General features: G+C 72.7%; 23 protein-coding genes and 1 tRNA gene. 14 read left to right on the forward strand and 10 right to left on the reverse strand.

Going from position 1 to position 21,317, the window contains the following annotated elements:
* The first annotated feature begins 27 nt into the window (after nt 1-27).
* Entirely contained in the window at nt 28-216 is a 189-nt protein-coding gene (locus AC061S_RS24225; protein ID WP_243333977.1) for a DUF5703 family protein, read from the forward strand.
* Nucleotides 217-255: 39 nt separating this feature from the next.
* Here the strand turns inward: AC061S_RS24225 and AC061S_RS24230 are convergent, their stop codons facing one another.
* The 3 genes from AC061S_RS24230 to AC061S_RS24240 all read right to left on the reverse strand — a co-directional run bounded on the left by AC061S_RS24230 (nt 256) and on the right by AC061S_RS24240 (nt 2,997).
* The gene (locus AC061S_RS24230; RefSeq protein WP_478688014.1) at nt 256-1,092 is read right to left on the reverse strand and encodes a chaplin; all 837 of its coding nucleotides are present in this window, start codon (nt 1,090-1,092) and stop codon (nt 256-258) included.
* Nucleotides 1,093-1,268: 176 nt separating this feature from the next.
* The gene (gene chpH / locus AC061S_RS24235; protein WP_478688015.1) at nt 1,269-1,502 is read right to left on the reverse strand and encodes a chaplin ChpH; all 234 of its coding nucleotides are present in this window, start codon (nt 1,500-1,502) and stop codon (nt 1,269-1,271) included.
* A gap of 169 nt (nt 1,503-1,671) precedes the next feature.
* Nucleotides 1,672-2,997 carry a M20/M25/M40 family metallo-hydrolase gene (locus AC061S_RS24240; RefSeq protein WP_478688016.1) on the reverse strand — a complete coding sequence of 442 codons (1,326 nt, stop codon included), beginning with the start codon at nt 2,995-2,997 and terminating at the stop codon, nt 1,672-1,674.
* Between the two features lie 168 nt (nt 2,998-3,165).
* Here AC061S_RS24240 and AC061S_RS24245 point away from each other — a divergent pair.
* Nucleotides 3,166-3,253 (forward strand) — tRNA-Leu (locus tag AC061S_RS24245).
* A 90-nt stretch (nt 3,254-3,343) separates the two neighbouring features.
* Entirely contained in the window at nt 3,344-3,703 is a 360-nt protein-coding gene (locus tag AC061S_RS24250; RefSeq protein WP_478688017.1) for a zinc ribbon domain-containing protein YjdM, read from the forward strand.
* Nucleotides 3,704-3,791: 88 nt separating this feature from the next.
* On the opposite strand, the gene AC061S_RS24255 is transcribed toward AC061S_RS24250, so the two are convergent.
* The gene (locus AC061S_RS24255) at nt 3,792-5,369 is read right to left on the reverse strand and encodes an APC family permease (protein WP_478688018.1); all 1,578 of its coding nucleotides are present in this window, start codon (nt 5,367-5,369) and stop codon (nt 3,792-3,794) included.
* Nucleotides 5,370-5,561: 192 nt separating this feature from the next.
* On the reverse strand, nt 5,562-6,509 hold the full coding sequence (locus tag AC061S_RS24260; protein ID WP_478688019.1) for a hypothetical protein: 948 nt from the start codon (nt 6,507-6,509) through the stop codon (nt 5,562-5,564).
* Between the two features lie 228 nt (nt 6,510-6,737).
* On the opposite strand from AC061S_RS24260, the gene AC061S_RS24265 reads away from it, so the two are divergent.
* The gene (locus AC061S_RS24265; RefSeq protein WP_478688020.1) at nt 6,738-7,169 is read left to right on the forward strand and encodes an ASCH domain-containing protein; all 432 of its coding nucleotides are present in this window, start codon (nt 6,738-6,740) and stop codon (nt 7,167-7,169) included.
* Between the two features lie 25 nt (nt 7,170-7,194).
* On the opposite strand, the gene AC061S_RS24270 is transcribed toward AC061S_RS24265, so the two are convergent.
* On the reverse strand, nt 7,195-8,850 hold the full coding sequence (locus AC061S_RS24270; RefSeq protein WP_478688021.1) for an FAD-binding dehydrogenase: 1,656 nt from the start codon (nt 8,848-8,850) through the stop codon (nt 7,195-7,197).
* Between the two features lie 82 nt (nt 8,851-8,932).
* On the opposite strand from AC061S_RS24270, the gene AC061S_RS24275 reads away from it, so the two are divergent.
* The 8 genes from AC061S_RS24275 to AC061S_RS24310 all read left to right on the forward strand — a co-directional run bounded on the left by AC061S_RS24275 (nt 8,933) and on the right by AC061S_RS24310 (nt 14,908).
* Nucleotides 8,933-9,454, forward strand: a complete 522-nt coding sequence (locus AC061S_RS24275; RefSeq protein WP_478688022.1) for an NUDIX domain-containing protein — start codon at nt 8,933-8,935, stop codon at nt 9,452-9,454.
* 46 nt (nt 9,455-9,500) lie between these two features.
* Nucleotides 9,501-9,899, forward strand: coding sequence for a YidH family protein (locus tag AC061S_RS24280; protein WP_478688023.1), 399 nt, complete (start codon nt 9,501-9,503; stop codon nt 9,897-9,899).
* The gene (locus AC061S_RS24285) at nt 9,896-10,240 is read left to right on the forward strand and encodes a DUF202 domain-containing protein (protein WP_478688024.1); all 345 of its coding nucleotides are present in this window, start codon (nt 9,896-9,898) and stop codon (nt 10,238-10,240) included. Before AC061S_RS24280 ends, AC061S_RS24285 begins: the two co-directional genes overlap by 4 nt.
* A gap of 92 nt (nt 10,241-10,332) precedes the next feature.
* Nucleotides 10,333-10,635, forward strand: a complete 303-nt coding sequence (locus AC061S_RS24290) for a hypothetical protein (RefSeq protein WP_478688025.1) — start codon at nt 10,333-10,335, stop codon at nt 10,633-10,635.
* Between the two features lie 107 nt (nt 10,636-10,742).
* Nucleotides 10,743-11,654, forward strand: coding sequence for an MBL fold metallo-hydrolase (locus AC061S_RS24295; protein ID WP_478688026.1), 912 nt, complete (start codon nt 10,743-10,745; stop codon nt 11,652-11,654).
* A gap of 123 nt (nt 11,655-11,777) precedes the next feature.
* Entirely contained in the window at nt 11,778-12,866 is a 1,089-nt protein-coding gene (locus AC061S_RS24300) for a phosphotransferase family protein (protein ID WP_478688027.1), read from the forward strand.
* 10 nt (nt 12,867-12,876) lie between these two features.
* Nucleotides 12,877-14,115: an acyl-CoA dehydrogenase family protein gene (locus AC061S_RS24305; RefSeq protein WP_478688028.1), complete on the forward strand. Its 1,239-nt coding sequence runs from the start codon at nt 12,877-12,879 to the stop codon at nt 14,113-14,115.
* Nucleotides 14,116-14,272: 157 nt separating this feature from the next.
* On the forward strand, nt 14,273-14,908 hold the full coding sequence (locus AC061S_RS24310; protein WP_478688029.1) for an acetate uptake transporter: 636 nt from the start codon (nt 14,273-14,275) through the stop codon (nt 14,906-14,908).
* Between the two features lie 157 nt (nt 14,909-15,065).
* Here AC061S_RS24310 and AC061S_RS24315 read toward each other — a convergent pair whose 3' ends face one another.
* Nucleotides 15,066-15,473 (reverse strand): MerR family transcriptional regulator, encoded by a 408-nt coding sequence (locus AC061S_RS24315; RefSeq protein WP_478688030.1) that lies wholly within the window; start codon nt 15,471-15,473, stop codon nt 15,066-15,068.
* Between the two features lie 62 nt (nt 15,474-15,535).
* On the opposite strand from AC061S_RS24315, the gene AC061S_RS24320 reads away from it, so the two are divergent.
* Nucleotides 15,536-16,696 carry an alkene reductase gene (locus AC061S_RS24320; RefSeq protein WP_478688031.1) on the forward strand — a complete coding sequence of 387 codons (1,161 nt, stop codon included), beginning with the start codon at nt 15,536-15,538 and terminating at the stop codon, nt 16,694-16,696.
* Here AC061S_RS24320 and AC061S_RS24325 read toward each other — a convergent pair.
* The 3 genes from AC061S_RS24325 to AC061S_RS24335 form a co-directional block, all read right to left on the reverse strand.
* On the reverse strand, nt 16,635-17,243 hold the full coding sequence (locus AC061S_RS24325; RefSeq protein ID WP_478688032.1) for a TetR/AcrR family transcriptional regulator: 609 nt from the start codon (nt 17,241-17,243) through the stop codon (nt 16,635-16,637). The genes AC061S_RS24320 and AC061S_RS24325 overlap by 62 nt on opposite strands.
* Nucleotides 17,244-17,306: 63 nt before the next feature.
* Entirely contained in the window at nt 17,307-19,043 is a 1,737-nt protein-coding gene (locus AC061S_RS24330) for a class I adenylate-forming enzyme family protein (protein WP_478688033.1), read from the reverse strand.
* A complete protein-coding gene (locus AC061S_RS24335; RefSeq protein ID WP_478688034.1) occupies nt 19,040-19,804 on the reverse strand; it encodes an SDR family oxidoreductase in 765 nt (254 codons plus the stop codon). Before AC061S_RS24335 ends, AC061S_RS24330 begins: the two co-directional genes overlap by 4 nt.
* A gap of 171 nt (nt 19,805-19,975) precedes the next feature.
* Here AC061S_RS24335 and AC061S_RS24340 point away from each other — a divergent pair, with 171 nt between their 5' ends.
* Nucleotides 19,976-21,241: an exo-beta-N-acetylmuramidase NamZ family protein gene (locus AC061S_RS24340; protein WP_478688035.1), complete on the forward strand. Its 1,266-nt coding sequence runs from the start codon at nt 19,976-19,978 to the stop codon at nt 21,239-21,241.
* The last annotated feature ends 76 nt before the right edge of the window (nt 21,242-21,317 follow it).

The following is a 21,317-nucleotide window of genomic DNA, read 5'->3' on the forward strand; positions in this document are numbered from 1 at the left end:
CGGGGCTCTCGCGGCACAATAGATGCGATGCCGGAATACGAATTTGTCGACTTGTACGTGCCCCGTGGGGTTCCACGTCAGGAAACGACCCGCCTGCTGACCGAACACGCCGAGTACGGGCATTGGGAGCTCGACCGGCTGACCCTGCTTCGGGACGGCAGTCGCCGCGTGCGACTGCGCCGCCGGATCATCCGCCAGGTCCGCGCGACCTGGTGATGCGGGTCCCCGTGGCGGGACCCGCATCGTGAGGAACCGTCAGGCCGCGCCGCGCGCCCGGCGGTAGAGCACGGCGCCGGCCAGCAGCATGCCCGCGGCCAGGGGCACCCCGGCGGTGAGGACGTCACCGGAGCCCGTAGCGGCGAGTCCCCCGGCCGGGGTCGAAGCGGTACCGGTACCGGTCCCCTGGGCGGGGTGCGTCACGGGGGTCACCGATCCGGTGCCGGGTCCCGTACCGGTACCGGACCCGGGGCCGGTGGGAGTCCCGGGCTGCTGCCCGGTCCCCGGACCGCCGGGGGTGCCGTGGTCGTCGGGGCCGCCCGGGTTGCCGCCGTCGCCGGGACCACCGGGGTTGCCGCCGTCTTCAGGACCGCCCGGGTTCCCGTCGCCCCCGGGACCGCCGGGGTTGCCGTCATCGCCGGGACCACCCGGGTTCCCGTGGTCGCCGGGGTTCTCATAACCCCCGGGCCCGCCCGGGTCGTCGTGATCCCCGGGCCCGCCCGGGTGTTCCGGATGCCCCGGGCCGGTGTCCTCGTCGCACGGTTCGTGCGGGTTGCCCGGGTGTTCGGGGTGGTTCGGGTGCTGCGGGTGCTCGGCATGTTGCGGGTGTCCGGCGCGGCCCGGGAGGTTCGCGCAGCGGTTCCCGAAGGCCGGGTTCAGGGCCCCCACCACCGTCACGGTGTTCCCGCAGGCGTTCAGCGGTGCGTCCACGGGTGCCTCGAGGGCGTTCCCGGACAGCAGTCCCGGTGAGTGCGCGGCGCGGCCGGATGAGCCGGAGTCCGCGTGTGCGTAACCCCCTCCGAGCGCGAGCAGACCCCCCGCGGCCGCCATGGTGATCAAGGTCTTCTTGCCGGTGACCTGTACCTGTCGTCGCATCTGTACTTCGTCCCCTGGTGTGTGCGTCGTGCACGCGCACGCACGTGCACGCCCGGTCGGCGCACTGGCCGCACAGGCTCCCCCGCCCGGTACGCCGAAAGATCGTCATCGGGCCCGTAAAGCCCGGCAGCCCCGGAGCGCTGGAATGCGCTCCGGGGCCGAGAACTTCAGAAACGTCAGGCGTTGACGCAGGTGTTGCCGAAAGCCGGGTTCAGCAGGCCGATCACGGAGACCGTGTTACCGCAGACGTTCACGGGAACGTGAACCGGAACCTGGATGACGTTGCCGGACGCGACACCGGGGGAGCCGATGGCCGCACCCTGAGCACCCGCGTCGGCGACAGCCAGACCCGCACCCGCGAGAACCAGACCACCGGTGACAGCCGCAGCGGCGGCAACCTTCTTGAGCATTGTTCCTCCTAGTAGGCAAGCGCGGTCCCAGCCGCGGACCGCACCACCTGTAACGAGGAGGGATCACCGGGGCTACGAGCGTATGAGCGCATTCACTCTTCTCAGTGGATTCCGCACACCTTCCCGATTTCCGGGCGTTAGCTACGCCCTACTCCGTCGTCCACGCGACTCAGGACTCGTCGATGAACCGGTCGAGCACCCGTACGCCGAACTTCAGGCCCTCCACCGGCACCCGCTCGTCCACGCCGTGGAACATCCCGGCGAAGTCCAGCTCCGGCGGAAGCTGGAGCGGAGCGAAGCCGAAGCAGCGGATGCCGAGGTCGTCGAAGGACTTGGCGTCCGTACCGCCGGAGAGCATGTACGGGACCGCGCGCGCGATCGGGTCGTGCGCCTTCAGGGCGGTCTGCATGGCGTCCACGAGCTTGCCGTCGAAGTCCGTCTCCAGTGCCTTGTCCGCGTGGACGTCCTCCCGCTTCACGCGCGGGCCGAGGATCCGGTCGAGGTCGGCGAAGAACTCGTCCTCGTAGCCCGGCAGGAAGCGGCCGTCCACGTGGGCGGTGGCCTGGCCGGGGATGACGTTGACCTTGTAGCCGGCGCCGAGCATGGTCGGGGCGGCGGAGTTGCGCAGGGTCGCGCCGACCATCTTGGCGATGCCGCCGAGCTTGGCCAGCGTGGCGTCCATGTCGTCCGGGTCGAGCGGGGTGCCCAGCGCGTCCGAGAGCTCGTCCAGAAAGTGCCGGACGGTCTTGGTGACGCGTACGGGCCACGTGTGGCGGCCCAGGCGCCCCACGGCCTCGCAGAGCTCGGTGATGGCGTTGTCGTTGTTGGTCATGGACCCGTGGCCGGCGGTGCCCTCGACCGTGAGCCGCATCCAGTGCATGCCCTTCTGGGCGGTCTCCACCAAATACAGCCGCAGGTTCTCGTTGACGGTGAAGGAGAAGCCGCCGACCTCGCCGATCGCCTCCGTCACCCCCTCGAAGAGGCCGGGGTGCTTGTCGACCAGGTACCGGGCGCCGTAGGTACCGCCCGCCTCCTCGTCGGCGAGGAAGGCCAGCACGATGTCGCGCGGGGGCTTGCGGCCGCTGCGCATGCGGTCGCGCACGACGGCCAGCGTCATCGCGTCCATGTCCTTCATGTCGACCGCGCCGCGGCCCCACACGCAGCCGTCGGCGATCTCGCCGGCGAAGGGGTCGTAGGTCCAGTCGGCGGCGTTGGCCGGGACCACGTCGGTGTGCCCGTGGATCAGCAGCGCCGGCCGCGAGGGGTCCTCGCCCTCGATCCGCGCCACGGTCGAGGCGCGCCCCTTGTGCGATTCGAAGATCTGCGGCTCCAGCCCGACCTCGGCGAGCTGCTCGGCGACCCACTCGGCCGCCTTGCGCTCGCCGGGCCCGGAGTGGTCCCCGTAGTTGCTGGTGTCGATCCGGATGAGGTCCCGGCAGAGGTCGACGACCTCGTCCTCGCCGGAGACGGTCCTGCCCGCGCCCGATTCGCTCACGCTGCTTCCTCCCACTGATCAGTACCGAACTGACTCCATCCTCGCGCCCCGGGCCGCTTCCCCCAAGGGCGATCCCCGGCCGCCGGGGGGTGTGATCGAGGACCCCGGAATGTTTGGTAATGTTTTCCACGTCAGAACGGCCCGCGAGGGACGCGAGACAGACACCTTGTCCGGGTGGCGGAATGGCAGACGCGCTAGCTTGAGGTGCTAGTGCCCTTTATCGGGCGTGGGGGTTCAAGTCCCCCCTCGGACACCAAGCGAAAACCCCACTTCACGTGGGGTTTTCTGCGTTTGGGGAACATCGCGCGGCGAACCGTGCAGGGCGGGTTCGGGATATTCTGGGCCGGTGAACGAGAACCTTCCCGCGTGTCCGAAATGCTCCTGTGAGTACACCTACGAGATGAACGCGCTCGTGGTGTGCCCCGAGTGCGGTCACGAGTGGGTGCCCGCCGAGAGCGACGCCGAGACCGGCGGGGACGCCGGCGAGCAGGTCGTGAAGGATGCCGTCGGGAACGTGCTGAACGACGGCGACACCGTGACCGTCGTCAAGGCGCTCAAGGTCAAGGGCAGCCCCTCGGGGATCAAGGCCGGCACCAAGGTGCGCAACATCCGGCTCATCGACGGGGTCGACGGGCACGACATCGACTGCAAGATCGACGGCTTCGGGGCCATGCAGCTGAAGTCCAGCGTGGTCAAGAAGGCCTGAGCGCCTGAGCGCCGCTTTCACGCACGAAGGACGTACGACGAAGGGGCCCCGCTGCGGCGGGGCCCCTTCGTCGTACGTCCGGTACGGGTCAGCCGCGCGGGGCCGGGACCGCGGCCTCGGCCGACTCCGACTCCGCCGCCTGGTCGAGGCGGAAGGCCTCGTTGCCCAGGCCGATGCGGGCGTGCACCGCGGGACGGGCGGAGCGCAGGAAGAGCCCGTACGCCAGGCCCGCGACCGCGGCGGCGGCGATGATGCCGGGCAGGGCCCAGCTCAGCGCGGAGCCCTCCTCGGCGCCGACCAGGACACCGAAGTCCTTGACGGTGTACACGGCGATGGCGAGCAGTGCGAGGCCGGCGACGCCCGCCGCGCCGAGCCGCCAGAGCTGGGCGCCGGCGGTGCCGCGGCGGACGAAGAAGGCGATGACCGCGAAGGAGGCGGTGGCCATGAGGAGGGTCACGCCGAGGGCGCCGACGCTGCCCATCCAGGTGAACAGGTGCAGGACGGGCACAGTGGGGTCGCCCGTCGGCGTGTCGTCGGTGAGGGCGAAGGCCAGGACGACCAGGACGGAGATCACGGTCTGCAGGAGCGAGCCGGTGGCGGGGGCTCCGGTGCCCGCGTTGGTGCGGCCGAAGGCGGCGGGGAGCAGGCCTTCGCGGCCCATGGCGAAGGCGTAGCGGGAGACGACGTTGTGGAAGCTGAGCATCGCCGCGAACATGCCGGTCACGAACAGGATGTGCAGGACGTCGGTGAAGGTGGCGCCCAGGCGGCTCTCGGTGAGCTGGAAGAGCAGGCCGGGGCCGGCCTCGGTGGAGGCCTTGACCACCTCGCCGGGGCCGGTGGCGACGCTGATGGCCCAGGCGCTGAGGGCGAAGAAGAGGGCGACGAACCCGACGGCGAGGAACATCACCCGGGAGACGACGATGTGCGGCTTGCTGGTCTCCTCGGCGTACACCGGGGACTGCTCGAAGCCGACGAAGGCGGCGATGCAGAAGCACAGGGCGGTGCCGAGGCCCGCGCCCGTGAGGGTCTCGGGGTTGAAGGCGTGCAGCGAGAGGCCCTCGGGGCCGGGCTTGCCGAGGGCGGCGACGTCGAAGACGACGACGAGGAGCACCTCGATGAGCAGGAGGACGCCGAGGACCTTGGCGTTGAGGTCGATCTTGAGCCAGCCGAGCGCACCGGTGAGGGCGACGGCGGCCAGGGCCGGTATCCACCAGGCGAGTTCGGTGTCGAGGTAGGTGGCGAACAGGCCTGAGATCTCGAAGCCGAGGATGCCGTAGACGCCGACCTGCATGGCGCTGTAGGCGACGAGGGCGACGAGCGAGGCGCCGGCGCCGGCAGTGGGGCCGAGTCCGCGTGCGATGTAGGCGTAGAAGGCTCCGGCGTTGTGGACGTGCCGGCTCATCTCGGCGTAGCCGATGCTGAAGAGGGCGAGGACGGCGCCGAGGATCACGAACAGCAGGGGCTGTCCGACGATGCCCATGACCCCGTAAGTGGTGGGCATGACACCCGCGACGACCATCAGGGGCGCGCTCGCGGCGAGCACGGAGAGCAGCAGGCCGGCGGTGCCGAGGCGGTCGGCGCGCAGGGCGCGGTCCTGGCCCTTGTACGTACGGATCTCGGCCTGGCCGGCCGGGTCGGTGAGCGTGGTGGATCTGCCCGTCGGCATGGCGGGGGTGTCCTTTCGGGGCGGGGACTGAGCGGTACGTGCTGGGTGGTAGGTGCTGGGTGGTAGGTGCTGGGCGGTACGTGCTGGGCGGTACGTGCTGGGCGGTACGTGCTGGGTGGTAGGTGCTGGGCGGGTCCGGCTGGGCGTTGCCGGCTGAGCGGTACGTGCGGGGCGGGTCCGGCTGGGCCGGGGTCAGGCGGTGCCGAGTGCGGCGCGGCGTGCGGCGAGGAAGGCCTTGTGCGGGTCGAGGTCGGGGTAGGACCACGGGGCCCGGGTGGCGTGGCTGCCGATGCGCTGGAAGAGGGCGGCCGCCTCGGCGGGGCGGCCCTCGCAGAGCTTGGCGTGGGCGAGGAAGTTGAGGTCCACCCGGTTGCGGGGGTGGTCCTCGCGCTCCCACTCCAGCCACCAGTCGAAGGCGGAGCGCAGCACCTGGCGGGCGCGGCGGCCGGACCAGTGCTCGGCTCCGGCGTCCGGGCCGTGGCCCTGCGCGGCGGCGAGGACGCGGTAGCGCTCGGCGTGGGCGATGACGGGGAGGACGGCGAGCGGGGAGTCGGCCGGGGACTCCTCGGCGGCCCAGGCGGCGAAGTCATACACCTCGTGGAGGGGGTCGCGGCCGGCGGCGGGGGCCCGCTCGGCCAGTCGGGACACCATCAGGTGGTGGGCGTGGTGGTGTTCGCGGTGGCGGGCCCGGACCTGGTCGAAGTGGCGGCTGAACTCCTCCTCGGTGCCGAAGGCGCGGGTGAGGAGCAGCAGGCCGAGCCAGGGGGTGGGGTCGGCCGGGAGCAGGGCCGCGGCGCGGCGGCAGGCCTCCTCGGCGGCCTCGGGGGTGCCCTTGCGGCGCAGGGCGCCGAAGACGGCCGCGCAGGCGAGGAGGGTGACGGCGTCGGCGCTCTCCGGTTCGGCGAGGAGCCACTCGCGGGCCCAGGCGGTGGCGGCCGGGGTTTCGGCGAGGACGACGAAGCGGTGCCCGCGGCGGTCCCAGTCGTCGCCGGTGGCGACGAGGAGGGTGCGGGCCTTGGCCCACCGGCCCTGGGTGAACTGGGCGCGGACGTCGACGAGTTCCGTGTCACAGAGGGCGGGGTCGAAGAGCTGGGCGTCCCGCTTGCGGGTGCGGCCGAGGGGCGGCGGAGGGGGCGACATCCGCGGGATTCCCTCCAGGACGCGGGCGGTTGGACGGTGTGGCCGGAAGATCACGCACAGCAAAGCGGTACGCACAGCTCCGCGTCAAGGTCCAGTCCACCGCGTGGCTCGTTTCAACTGGTGTTCCGGGCCGTTGAGTTGATGCGGTTGTTCCGGTTCGTGGCAGGTTGTCGGCAGGGCGCGCCGCTGTTCGGGCCGGATCGCGCGGAGGACCGTAGGGTGGGATCCATGACGGCCTACGAAGATCTTCCGCCCATCGAGTTCGCTTCCCCCGGGCCGCTGCGCGACCTGCTGGTGGCGGCGGTTCTGAGCGGGGCCAAGACCACGACCACGGGAGTCCTCGCCGACTACGAGGCGGCGGGGGACCCGCTGCCGGTGGCGGGCGAGATGATGGTGATCGTGGACTCCGCCGAGCGTCCGGTGGGTGTCCTGGAGGTGACGGACGTACGGGTCCTGCGCCTGGCGGACGTGGGGCTCCAGCACGCGCTGGACGAGGGCGAGGGGTTCACGTCAGTGGCCGAATGGCGCTCCGGCCACGAGGAGTTCTGGCACGGCCCGCAGATGCGGGAGGCCATCGGCGACCCGCACTTCACGGTCGACGACGACACCCCGGTCGTGGCGGAGCGGTTCCGCCTGGTGACCCGCCTGCCCCTGCCTTAGGCGTGCCCTTCGGGTCGGGCCGGGATCAGGAGACGGCCTCGGCCGCCGCGCGGCCGGCCGCGCGGCCCGAGAAGATGCAGCCGCCGAGGAAGGTGCCCTCCAGGGCCCGGTAGCCGTGGACGCCGCCACCGCCGAAGCCGGCCGCCTCGCCCGCCGCGTAGAGGCCCGGGAGGGGTTCTCCCGTGGCGGTCAGGACGCGGGAGGAGAGGTCGGTCTCCAGGCCGCCCAGGGACTTGCGGGTCAGGATCGAGAGCCGGACGGCGATCAGCGGGCCCGCCGCGGGGTCCAGGATCCGGTGCGGGGCGGCGGTGCGGATCAGCTTGTCGCCGAGGTACTTGCGGGCACTGTGGATCGCGGTGACCTGGAGGTCCTTGGTGAAGGGGTTGGCGATCTCGCGGTCGCGGGCGACGATTTCGCGGCGGACCGTCTCCTCGTCGAGGAGTCCGTCCTTGGTGATCGCGTTCATGCCGCGGACCAGCGCGGAGAGGTCCTTCTCGACGACGAAGTCGGCGCCGTTGTCCATGAAGGCCTTCACCGGTCCGGGGACGGCCTGGCGCGCGCGGTCGATGACCCCGCGGACCGACTTGCCGGTCAGGTCCGGGTTCTGCTCGGAGCCGGAGAGCCCGAACTCCTTGCCGATGATGCGCTGGTTGAGGACGAACCAGGTGTGGTCGTGGCCGGTCTTCATGATGTGGTCGAGCGTGCCGAGGGTGTCGAAGCCCGGGAAGAGGGGTACGGGCAGCCGCTTGCCGGTGGCGTCCAGCCAGAGCGAGGACGGGCCGGGCAGGATGCGGATGCCGTGCCTGGCCCAGATCGGGTTCCAGTTCTCGATGCCCTCGGTGTAGTGCCACATCCGGTCCTTGTTGATGTGGCTGGCGCCCGCGCCCTCCGCGATGCCCAGCATCAGGCCGTCCACGTGGGCCGGGACCCCGGAGAGCAGCCGTGCGGGCGGGGTGCCGAGGCGGGTCGGCCACTGGGCCCGTACGAGGTCGTGGTTGCCGCCGATGCCGCCGCTGGTCACGATCACGGCCTGGGCGCGCAGGGAGAAACCGCCGGTGGCCTCGCGGCCGCTCGCGGTGCCGCGCACGGCGTCGGAGGGGGCCAGGACCTCGCCGGTCACGGTGTCGAGGGTGCCGGCCGTACGGGAGAGCCCGGTGACCCGGTGGCGGAACTTCAGCTGGACCAGCCCGCGGGCCACCCCGGCCCGTACCCGGCGCTCGAAGGGCTCCACGAGGCCGGGGCCGGTGCCCCAGGTGATGTGGAAGCGGGGGACGGAGTTGCCGTGGCCGTTCGCGTCGTAGCCGCCGCGCTCCGCCCAGCCGACGACGGGGAAGAAGCGGACGCCCTGGGCGTGCAGCCAGGGGCGCTTCTCGCCGGCCGCGAAGTCCACGTAGGCCTCGGCCCAGCGGCGCGGCCAGGCGTCCTCCTCGCGGTCGAAGCCGGCGGTGCCGGACCAGTCCTGGAGGGCCAGCTCGCGGGTGTCCTTGATCCGCATGCGGCGCTGCTCGGGCGAGTCGACGAAGAACAGGCCGCCGAAGGACCAGTGGGCCTGGCCCCCGAGGGACTGTTCGGGCTCCTGGTCGAGCAGGATGACCTTGCGGCCGGCGTCGACGAGCTCGGCGGTGGCCACGAGGCCCGCGAGCCCGGCCCCGATCACGATCACGTCTGCGTCGTACGTCATTGCGAACCCGTCCTCCGTCGGTGGTGGGGCGATCCTTTGCTACGGAGCGGTAACCAGTCAACAGGAGCGGAGAGATCACGGCATGAGCGCGGCCGACGAGGTACTGGACGTGGTGGACCGGGAGGACCGGGTGACGGGGCGCGCCCCGCGGGGCGAGGTGTACGCGGCCGGGCTGATCCACCGCTGCGTGTTCGTGCTGGCCCGGGACGGGCAGGGGCGGATCTTCACGCACCGGCGGACGGATTCGAAGCTGGTCTTCCCCTCGAACTACGACATGTTCGTGGGCGGGGTGGTCGGCGCGGGCGAGAGCTACGCGGAGGCGGCCCTGCGGGAGGCGGAGGAGGAGCTGGGGGTGACCGGGCTGGAGCAGCCCGAGCCGCTGTTCAAGTTCCTGCACGAGGGCCCGGGCGGGGCCTGGTGGAGCTACGTGCACGAGGTCCGCTGCGAGCTGCCGGTCGTGCCGCAGGCCTCGGAGGTGGCCTGGCACGCGTGGCTCCCCGAGGAGGAAGTGGCGCGGCGGGTCTCGGACGGCTCCTGGCCGTGGGTGCCGGACGGGCTGGAGGCGTACCGCAGGCTGCTGGAGTTCCGCTCCGGGCGCCGGTAGATCCGCTCCGGGCGCCGGTAGGACGGGACGCCAGTAGATTGGGCGGGTGATCGACTTCGTCAAGGACGTGCGGCTGTGGTTCGCGCCGGCTCGGGTGAGGGACGAGGGCGAGACCCCCGACTACCGCTTCTCGCTGGCCAACGAGCGGACCTTCCTGGCCTGGATCAGGACCGCCCTGGCCCTGATCGGCGGCGGTTTCGCCGTGGACCAGTTCCTGCCCGACCTGCGGTGGGCGGTGCGCGTGGGGATGGCCATCGCGCTGCTCGCGGTCGGCGCGGCCTGCGCGCTGCGCGCGGTGAACCACTGGGTGCGGTGCGAGCTGGCCATGCGGCGCGGCGGGGACCTGCCGATGTCCCGGTTCCCGGTGGTGCTGAGCCTGGGGGTGGGGCTGGTCGCGGTGGCGATGGTGGTGGTCGTACTGCTGGGCTGGACGAAGGGGCGGTGAGCGCCCCGGCCGACGCCGCCGACCGCGAGGGCCCCGGCGGCCGCGACGCGGGCCTGCAGCCCGAGCGGACCCGGCTCGCGTGGCGGCGTACGACGCTGTCGTGCGCGGTGGTGGCGGTACTGGCGCTGCGCCAGGCGCTGAACGCGGCGGGCGGCTCCCTGGTGGCGGTCGCCGGGGTCGCGGTGATCGCGCTGCTCTGGCTGGCGTTCATGTGGGTGGCGCACCGGCGGGTGCGGGAGCTGGCGGCGGCGCGGCCGGCCGGGCTCACGGCGGGTGCGGCGCTGGCCGCGACGGCGTGCACGGTGGGCCTGGCGGTGTTCGCGATGGCGCTCATCGTGTGAGCCGACGAACCGATGGTCCGCGTTGTGACGCCACCCGGGCGCGCAGCGGACACAAGGGGCGATCCGGGTCGTTCCGCACTAGCGTCGGCTTCATGACGACTCTGCACCAGGAACACCCCGCCCAGGAGCACGCCCACGCCCACGGTCCCGACTGCGGCCACCGGGTGGTCGAGCACGGCGACCACGTCGACTACGCGCACGACGGCCATCTGCACCGCGAGCACTCCGGGCACTGGGACGAATGCGAGCCCGCGGGGCACGCCCCGCACACCGCCCACGAGCACGCCCACGGCACGGACTGCGGTCACGACTCGGTCCGGCACGGGGACCACGTCGACTACCTGCACGACGGGCACCGGCACGCGGAGCACGACGGACACTACGACGACCACTGACAGGCGCTGACGGGCGCCGACGGGCGCTGACGGAGTTCCCCCTCCCCCGGGACGCCGCGACTGGCAGGATGCCGAAGGCCCGTCACGTCGAACCGGGGAGAGCGCGGATGCCCGCCGAAGAGCCGTACCTCGTCCAGCCCGCGCCCGGGGTGTACGCCTACGTGCAGCCGGACGGCGGCTGGTGCCTCAACAACGCCGGCTTCGTGACCGGCGGCGGCCGCACTCTGCTCGTCGACACGGCGGCCACCGAGCGGCGGGCGCTGGCCCTGCGCGCGGCGGTCCTGGCCGCCGGGGCTCCGCTCCCCCGCACGGTGGTCAACACCCACCACCACGGCGACCACACCTACGGCAACGGCGTGTTCGCCCCGGAGGCGCTGGTCCTGGGGCACGAGAACGCGCGTTCCGAGCAGCTCGCCGCCGGGCGCCAGCTGGAGCGGATCTGGCCGGAGACCGACTTCGGCTCGCCGGCCATCACCGCGCCCGATCTGACGTACGGCGACCGGATGACGCTGCACGTCGGGGAGACCGAGGTGCGGGTCCTCCACCCGGGCGTCGCGCACACCACGGGCGATTCCGTCGTGTGGCTGCCCGAGCAGCGGATCGTGTTCACCGGCGACCTGGTCTTCGCGGAGGGCACGCCGTTCCTGGCGATGGGTTCGCTGGCCGGTTCGCTGCGGGCGCTGGAGCTGCTGCGCTCGCTCGGTGCGGAGACGGTTGTACCGGGACACGGGCCGCTGACGGATCCCGGTGCGTACGAGGCCACCGAGGGGTATCTGCGGTACGTGGCCGAGCTGGCCCGGGAGGGCCGTGCGAAGGGGCTGACCCCGCTGGAGACGGCCCGGCAGGCCGATCTCGGGGAGTTCGCCGCCTGGCGGGAGAGCGAGCGGCTCGTGGCCAACCTGCACCGGGCCTACGCGGAACTGGCCGGGGAGCCCGAGGGGGTCCCGCTGGACATCCTCGCGGTGCTGCGGGACATGACGGTGATGAACGGCGGGACGCCGATCCTCTGCCACGCCTGACCTGGCGGGCGGGCGGGGCGGGAGGTTGAGGTCCCTTCGGCTCACACACTGGACGACATACCGACTGGTCGGCATCATGGGTCTCGATCGTTCCGTCGTCAACTCCGTACGGAGGCGCGCACCATGACCTCAGCCCCGGGCCCGGCTCCATCCCCGGATCCCTCCGCGGCCCCCTCCGCGGCCCCCTCCGGCCCGCGAGGCCTCGATCTGGAGCGGCTGCGCGCCCATCTCGACCAGGTCCGGCCGGGCCTCGCGGCCGGGCCGCTGACCGGCCGGCTGATCGAAGGCGGCCGCTCGAACCTCACGTACGAGGTGGGCGACGGGAGCTCCCGGTGGGTGGTGCGCCGGCCGCCGCTGGGGCACGTACTGGCCACCGCGCACGACATGCGGCGCGAGCACCGGGTCATCCGGGCGCTGCACGGCACCGCGGTGCCGGTGCCCGAGCCGCTGCTGCTGTGCGAGGACGAGGCCGTGCTCGGAGCGCCGTTCTACGTGATGGAGTATGTGGACGGGGTGCCGTTCCGGACGGCCGGCGAGCTCGCCGCCCTCGGCCCCGAGCGGACCCGGCGGGCGGTGCTGGGCCTGGTGGACACCCTGGTCGACCTGCACGCGGTGGACCCGGAGGCGGTGGGCCTGGGCGACTTCGGGCGGCCCGAGGGTTTCCTGGACCGGCAGCTGCGCCGCTGGGGCAAGCAGCTCGCGGCCTCCCGGGGGCGGGAGCTCGCCGGGATCGACGAACTGCACGGCTCCCTCGGGCGCGCCCTGCCCGACTCCCCCGCGCCCACGGTGGTGCACGGGGACTTCCGGCTGGACAACGTGCTCATCGGCGACCCCGGCGATGGCACGGACCGGATCCGGGCGGTGCTGGACTGGGAGATGTCCACGCTCGGCGATCCGCTGACGGACCTCGGGCTGCTGGTGATGTACAGCTCCGACCTGGGGCTGACCGACTCCCCGGTCAGCACGACCAGCGGGGCGCCCGGCCATCCGGCGCCCGCCGAGCTGATCGAGCGGTACGCGGCCCGCTCGGGCCGGGACGCCTCGCAGGTCGCCTGGTACACGGCCTTCGCCTGGTTCAAGCTCGCGGTGATCCTCGAGGGCATCCACTACCGCTTCACGCTCGGGCAGACCGTCGGCTCGGGCTTCGACCGGATCGGCGAGCTGGTTCCGGTCTTCATCGAGCACGGTCTGACCACCCTCCAGGAAGGCTGAGGAACCCCCGATGGACTTCGCATTCGACGCCCGCACCGAGGAACTCCGCGGACGGCTCCTCGCGTTCATGGAGGAGTACGTCTACCCGGCGGAACCCGTCGCCGCCGAGCAGCGCGCGCGGCTGGCCTCGCCGTGGGACACCCCGGCCGTGTTCGGTGAACTGAAGGCCGAGGCGCGCCGTCAGGGACTGTGGAACCTCTTCTTTGTAAACGAGCACAGCCTGCCGAACGCGGAGTTCGGCGCCGGGCTGACCAACCTCCAGTACGCCCCGCTCGCCGAGATCACCGGTCGCAGCCCGCACCTGGCGCCGACGGCGACGAACTGCGCGGCTCCGGACACCGGGAACATGGAGCTGCTCGCGCAGTTCGGGAACGAGGAGCAGAAGAAGCAGTGGCTGGGGCCGCTGCTGGCCGGGGAGATCCGGTCCGCGTTCGCGATGACCGAGCCGGAGGTGGCCTCCTCGGACGCCACTAACATCGAGACCCGGATCGAGCGTTCCGCGAGCGGCGACGAGTACGTGATCACGGGCCGCAAGTGGTTCATCTCCGGGGCCATGAACCCGGACTGCAAGGTCTTCATCGTCATGGGGAAGACCGACCCCGGGGGCGCCGAACCGCGCCGCCAGCAGTCCATGATCCTGGTGCCCCGGGACACTCCGGGGGTCGAGATCCGGCGCGCGATGACGGTGTACGGGTACGAGGACCACGACCACGGCGGCCACGCGGAGGTCGTCTTCGACGGGGCCCGGGTCCCGGCGGGGAACCTGATCGGCGAGGAGGGCGGCGGCTTCGCCATCGCCCAGGCCCGCCTCGGGCCGGGGCGGATCCACCACTGCATGCGGCTCATCGGCATGGCGGAGCGGGCCATCGAGCTGATGTGCCGGCGCGCGGTGGGCCGTACCGCCTTCGGCAAGGAGCTGGCCGCGCAGGGCGTCGTACAGAACTGGATCGCGGACGCCCGGGTCACCGTGGAGCAGCTGCGGCTGCTGGTGCTGAAGACGGCCTGGCTGATGGACACCGTCGGCAACCGGGGCGCGCACAACGAGATCCAGGCCATCAAGATCGCGACCCCGCGGGCGGTGGTGCGGATCCTGGACGACGCGGTGCAGCTGCACGGTGCGGGCGGGGTGAGCCAGGACTTCCCGCTGGCCGAGCTGTGGGCGGCGGCGCGGACGCTGCGGCTGGCGGACGGGCCGGACGAGGTGCACCAGCGCTCGCTCGCGCACCGGGAGCTGAAGCGGTACCGGTAGCCGAAGCGGTACCGGTACCGGTACCTGAAGCGGTACCGGTGGCGTCCGGCGGGCGTGGCGGGGGACTTCGGTCCCGCGGGAGCGGACCTTTAATGGTCCAGACCACTCGGGAAGTCCGATATATTCGGTATTTCCCCCAGTGAAAGTGCCCTCCGCCATGCCCAGCTCCACCCTGGCCCCCGCCGCCGCGCCGCACGCCACGGCCTCCCCCGTCACCGCGTCCGCGGCTCCGGCGGCAAAGGTCGCCAACCCCGGCCCGCTCGGCCTGGCGGCGTTCGCCCTCACGACCTTCGTGCTCAGCCTCTTCAACTCGGGGCTGATCTCGAACGCCGCGCTCAGCGCCGTCGTCCTGCCGCTGGCGCTGTTCTACGGCGGCCTCGCGCAGTTCGTCGCGGGCATCATGGAGTTCCGCCGCGGCAACACCTTCGGGACCACGGCGTTCGTCTCGTATGGCGCGTTCTGGATGTCCTTCGCCGGCTACGTGAAGTTCGTCGTCCCGACGCTGCCGGCGGACCAGGCGCACGTGGCGACCGGCTGGTTCCTCGTGGCCTGGTTCATCTTCACCGCGTACATGTCGATCGCCGCCATGAAGCTGGACGTCGCGCACCGCGTGCTGTTCGTCTCGCTGGCGCTGACCTTCCTGTTCCTCGCCCTCGGCGACCTGGCGCAGAGCACGGCGCTGGGCCACACCGGCGGCTTCCTCGGCCTCTTCACCGCGGGCGTCGCCTGGTACATCTCCTTCGCCGTCGTCGCCAAGGAGACCTGGGGCCGCGAGGTGGCGCCGCTCGGCTAGTGCTGTGGCCGGAAAGGTTTGCCGGGTCGCGGTGTCCGGTGCGGTGCATCGCAAGGCGGAGGACCGCGACTCGTACTGGACGTACTGTCGTGGACCGACAACGCGGCGAGGTGCCGTGCCGGGCGCCGTGACACGGTGAACCTTTCCGGTCACAGCACTAGGAGGTCTCCGCGGCCATCGGCGCGGCGGCGGCGGTGCCGGTACCGGGGTGGCCCGCCGCCGCCTCGATGACCTCGTCCAGCACCTCGCGGGACCGGAGCAGATCGGCGATCAGCCGGTCGATCCGGTCCCGTTCCGTTGTCAGCTCGGCGACGAGCGCGGGCGTGGCCCGTACGTTCGGCCCACCGTCCGCATCGCGCATGCAGGGCAGGATCTGCCCGATCTTCGCGCTGTGCAGCCCGGCCGCGTAGAGCTCCTGGATCCGGATGACCCGGTCCACGGCCCGCTCCGTGTAGTCGCGGTGGCCGCCCGGCGTCCGGTCGGAGACCAGCAGTCCCTGGGTCTCGTAGTACCTCAGCGAACGCTCGCTGACCCCGGTGCGCGCCGCCAACTCACCGATCCGCATGTGCACTCCGTCCCGAGTCCCGACTTGAACCTGACATCAGCGTCAGGTTTTACGGTACCGGCATGACGCAGACACAGCAGGTCCCCGCCACATCCCGTCTCTTCGAATCCGCCCGCCTCGGCGGCCTGGAGCTCCCCAGCCGCCTGGTCATGGCGCCGCTGACCCGCAACCGGGCAGGGGCCGACGGGGTCCCCGGGGCCCTCATGGCCGCCTACTACGCCCAGCGCGCCTCGGCCGGTCTGATCATCGCCGAGGGCACCACCCCGAGCGCCGTCGGGCAGACCTACCCGAACATCCCCGGCATCCACAGCGCGGCCCAGATCGCCGGCTGGCGCCGCGTCACCGACGCCGTGCACGCCGCCGGCGGGCGGATGTTCCTCCAGCTGCAGCACGGCGGCCGGGTCGGGCACCCCGACACCAGCGGGCACGTCCCGCTCGCCCCCTCGGCGGTGCGGTTCCCGGAACCGCTGCAGACCCCCGGCGGGCTCCAGGACGCCGTCGACCCGCGGGAGATGACGCCCGAGGACATCGAGGCGACCATCGCGGACTTCGCGACCGCCGCCCGCAATGCCGTCGAGGCGGGCTTTGCCGGGGTGGAGGTGCATTCCGCCAACGGGCACCTGCTCCACCAGTTCCTGGCGCGGAACACCAACCTGCGCACCGACGGGTGGGGCGGGTCGGTGGCGGGCCGGATCCGGTTCACCACCGAGGTGGTGCGGGCCGTGGCCGAGGCGATCGGCCCCGAGCGGGTCGGCGTACGGATCTCCCCCGGGGTGAACGTCAACGGCGTCGAGGAGGGCGACACCGAGGAGATCTACCCGGCGCTGGTCGAGGCCCTGGCGGAGGTCGGGCCCGTCTACCTGCACCTGGTCCACGCCGACCCGGACCAGCCCCTCTTCCGGAAGATCCGCGCGGCCTGGCCCGGCGCCCTGATCGCCAACCCCCGGCTGTCCCACGAGGAGGTCGCCTCCGACGGCGGCGGGCCGCGGGCCGCGGCGCTCCTGGCCGGCGGCGCCGACCTGGTCGCGCTCGGGCGGGGGTTCCTCGCCAACCCCGACTTCGTGGAGCGGCTGCGCACCGGCGCCCCGCTCAACGAGCTCCGGCCGGAGTTCCTGATGTACGTGTCCGGGCCGGAGGGCTACACCGACTACCCCGTGCTCGCTACGGACGCAGGGCCCGTAGCAGCAGGTCCGCGAGGTGGTCGGCTACCTGCTGCGGCGTGAGCGGGCCGTCCTCGCGGTACCAGGTCGACAGGTGGTGGACGGAGCCGAAGTGGTAGTCCACCACCAGGTCGGCCGGGGTGGCGTCGGAGAAGACCCCGGCGGCCTGCCCCTCCTCGACCAGCGCGCGGAAGCGCTCGTGGTAGCGCCGGCGCTCCGCCCGGACCTGCTTGAACTTCTCCGGGCTGAGCTGGTGCATGGAGCGGAAGAAGATCGCCGCGTCGTCCAGGTTCTCGATCGTGGTGACCACCACGTCGGCAGCCGCGGCGCGCAGCCGCTCCTCCACCGGCGCGTCGGAATCGGCCACCGCGTCGAGCCGCTGCTGCTGGAGCCGCAGCATGCGCGCGTACACCTCGTGCAGCAGATCGTCCTTGGATCCGAAGTAGTGGTAGAGCGCGCCCTTGGTGACCCCGGCCGCCTCGACGATCTCCTGGACCGAGGTCCGGTCGTAGCCGCGCTCGGCGAACAGCCTGGTCGCGACGGCGAGCAGCCGGCGCGGTACCGGCGCCTCGTGCGCCCCGACGGTCTCCGTCGTGGTCTTGGCGGCCATGGCTGTCGCCTCCCTTTCGTGGTCCTGGCGTGTGCGGCCCGTGCGGACGCGGTGCGGCCGTTTTCAGCCGTGGTCGCGTTCGCGCAGTTCCCGTCGCAGGATCTTGCCACTCGTCGTCTTCGGAAGGACAGGCAGGATCTCCACCCGGCGCGGGTATTTGTACGCGGCGAGGCGCTCGGCGCAGTACGCGGACAGTTCCGCCGGGTCGGCATCGGCACCGGGGCGCAGGCTGACGTAGGCCTTCACGCTCTCCCCGCGGTAGGGGTCCGGGATGCCGACGACGGCCGCCTCGCGGACGGCGGGGTGGGTGTAGAGCACGTCCTCCACCTCGCGCGGCCAGACCTTGAAGCCGGAGGCGTTGATCATGTCCTTCTTGCGGTCGACCACGTAGAGCCAGCCCTCGGGGTCCATGAACCCGACGTCTCCGGTGCGCAGTTCGCCGCCGGGGAAGGCCTTGGCGGTGTCGGCGGGCAGACCCCAGTAGCCGGGGACCACCTGGGGGCCGCGTACGGCGATCTCCCCGGTCTCGCCGAAGGGGACCTCGGCGCCGCTCTCGTCGAGGATCCGTACGAGGGTGTCGGCGCCGGGCACGCCCACGGAGAGGGTGCCCGAGGCCGGGTCGACGGGGGCTTCGCGGTGCACGGGCACGGAGGCGCAGGGGGCGGTGCACTCGGTGAGGCCGTAGCCGTTGCGCAGGTAGAAGCCGAGGGCGGCGCGGAGGCGTTCGACCAGGGCCGGCGGGAGCGGGGCGCCGCCGGAGGAGATCACCTGGAACGAGGCGAAGTGGTCGGGGGTGACGCCGGGTTGGGCGGCGAGCGCCATGAAGGCGGTGGCCGGGCCCACGGTGTAGGCGGGGCGGTGTTCGAGGAAGGCGTCGAGGACGGCTCCGGCGTCGAAGCGGTGCGCGAGGACCAGGGTGCCGGCGTTGGTGAAGCAGGCGGCGAGCTCGCACACCATGCCGGTGATGTGGAAGAGCGGGGCGAGCGCGAAGTAGCCGGCGCCCTCCGGGAGGGGGTGGCCTGTCACCTGGCGCACGGCGTTGTGGGTGAGCGCGCCGTGGGGGTTCATGGCGCCCTTGGGGGTGCCGCTGGTGCCGGAGGTGTAGCTGATGAGGGCGGTGTCGGCGGCCGTCAGGTCCGGGTCGGGCGGGGCGGGATGGCCCCGGCGGGCCACGGCGTGGAGATCGGCGGCGTCGGCCGCCTGCTCCGGGCGGCCCGGCGGGAGGACCCGTACGTCGTCGCGGGTCTGGAAGTCCAGGTCGCAGGCGGTCAGGACGGTGCGTACGGCTGTCCCGTGCGCGGCCCCGCGCAGGTACGCGGACCAGGCGCGGGCCTCGCAGACCAGGGCGGTGGCCCCGGAGTCGCGCAGGATGTGGCCGACCTCGCCGGACTTGTACATGGGGTTGAGCGGGACCACGACGGCCCCGGCCTTCCAGGCGGCCAGGACGGCGAGCACGAAGTGCGGGGTGTTCTGGAGCATGACCGCGACCCGGTCCCCGCGGCGGGTGCCGTGGGCGGCGAGGTGGCCGGCGAGGGAGTCGGAGAGCGCGTCGGCTTCGGCGTAGGTGAGGCGGCCGTCGAAGTAGGCGAGCGCGGTGCGTCCGGGGGCTCGGCCGACGGCGGCGCGGAAGGCGTGCAGGACGCTGGGCGGGGGCGTGATCGGGGCCCGCTGGACCGGGCTGAGGAGGCCGAGCCAGGGCTTGGCGGCGTAGCGGGCGGGCGGGGCGGGGGCGGCCGGGGCCTGGGATTCCGATGCGGACGGGTCCGGCCGCGTGGTGGCTGGCGTGGTGGGTGCGGTCATCGGGTTTCCCACTTGCGCTGGAGGTGGTTCATGCCGCTCAGCCAGCGGTCCGGGTCGGTGGCGCGGGACGCGTAGAAGTCCGCGACCTCGGGGTGCGGGAGGATCAAGAACCGGCCCTTCTCCATGCCGTCGAACAGTGCGTCCGCGACCGCTTCCGGCTCGATCGCGGTCGGCGCGAGGACCAGCTCGCCCGCCGATCCGGCGGCGGTGAGCATGTCGGTCCGGACCCCCTGCGGGCAGATGGCGTGGACCTGGAGCCCGCGGTGGCGGTAGGTCAGCGAGAGCCATTCCGCGAAGGCGAGCGCGCCGTGCTTGGTGACACTGTACGGGGCCGCTCCGATCATGGTCAGCAGTCCGGCGGCCGAGACGGTGGACACGAACCGGCCGCTCCCGCGCTCCAGCCAGTCGGGCAGCAGCAGCCGGGCGGCGCGCACGTGGGCCATGACGTTGGTGTCCCAGGCCGCCTCCCAGACGGCCTCGTCGGCGAAGGCGTCTCCGCCGGAGGCGAGGCCCGCGTTGGCGCAGTAGACGTCCACGGTGCCGCCGAGCGCCTCGCGGGCCTGCGCGACCACGGCCGAGGCGTCGCCGGGCACGGCGACGGCCCGGGCGCCGATCGCGTCCGCGACGGCGGCGGCCTTGGCGGGGTCGAGGTCGTTGACCGCGACGGTCGCCCCCTCGGCGGCGAAGCGGTGGGCGAGGGCGGCTCCGATGCCGCCGCCCGCGCCGGTGACGACGACTCGCTGGTCCTGGAACGCGTTCACGTGTCCGCCCTTCGTGTGGTGGCGCCTTGGTGGCTGCTTGCCGTCTTGGTGACCGCGCGGGCTGCCGATGCTGCCTGCGCCTGGCCGTGCCTGCCCGCGCCGGCCGGATCACGGGCAGACTAACCAGTCGGTATGTCCGGGTGGAAGGGTGCGGAGCCCTAATTTGGCGCGATGACGCTGTCGCGACGCGGGTTGCTGGGTCTGGCCGGGGCGGCGGGTGCCGCGGGCGCCCTGGGGGCGGGGGCCCGCGGGGCGGAGGCGGCGGGCGCGGCCGCCGGCCGGGTGCGGACCGGGTTCGAGCGGCTCGCCGCGGGCGGGTACGCCGAGCTGGCCGGGCAGCGGGTCGGGGTGGTCACCAACCCGACGGGGATCACCGCGGACGCCCGCCACCTGGTCGACGTACTGCACGCCGACGCACGCGTGGACCTGGTCGCGGTGTTCGGCCCCGAGCACGGTTTCCGGGGCACGGCCCAGGCGGGCGGTTCGGAGGGGGCCGGGCGGGATCCGGCGACCGGGCTGCCCGTGTACGACACGTACGACAAGAGCGGGCAGCGGCTCGCGGACGTCTTCACGGCGGCCGGCGTCGACACCGTCGTCTTCGACATCCAGGACGTCGGCGCCCGCTTCTACACCTACATCTGGACCCTCTACGACTGCATGCGCGCGGCCGCGCTCGCCGGCAAGGCGGTGGTGGTGCTGGACCGCCCCAACCCGGTCGGCGCCCGGCGGGCGGCCGGGCCCGTCCTGCAGCGCCCGTACGCGAGCTTCGTGGGCCGGGAGCCGATCGCGCTGGCGCACGGGATGACGGCGGGCGAGCTGGCCGGACTCTTCGCGGGCGAGTTCCTCCGGGGTTCCGTCGGCCCCGCCCCGCGGCTGCGGGTGGTGCGGATGGCCGGGTGGCGGCGGGAGTCCTTCTTCGAGGAGACCGGGCTGCCCTGGGTGCCGCCGAGCCCGAACATGCCGACGCCGGGCACGGCCCTGGCGTACGCCGGGACCTGCCTGTTCGAGGGGACGAACCTGTCGGAGGGGCGCGGTACCACCACCCCCTTCGAGCTGGTCGGGGCGGAGGGCGTGGACCGGCGGTGGGCGGAGGCGGCGAACGCGCTGGAGATGCCCGGGGTGTGGTTCCGGGAGGCCTATTTCACGCCTTCCTTCTCCAAGCACGCGGGCAAGACCTGCGGCGGGGTCCGGCTGCTCGTCCACGACCGGGAGGCCTTCGATCCGGTACGGGCCGGGATCGGACTGCTGGTCACGGCGCGGCGGGCGTGGAGCGGCTTCGCGTGGCGCTCCGACCAGTGGATCGACCGGCTGACGGGCTCGGACCGGGTCCGGCGGATGATCGACGCGGGGGCGGGCGTGGACGAGGTCGCGGGCGACTGGGCGGCGGGGCTGGCGGGGTTCGCGGCAGTGCGGGAGGAGTACCTGCTGTATCCGTGAACCGGTGGGTGCGCAGGGGCTGGCCGGGCGGCCTGTTCCGCAGGATGCTGCGGGCAGGTACACGGCGTGGAGGGGG

It is taken from the genome of Streptomyces sp. CA189, assembly GCF_056428985.1.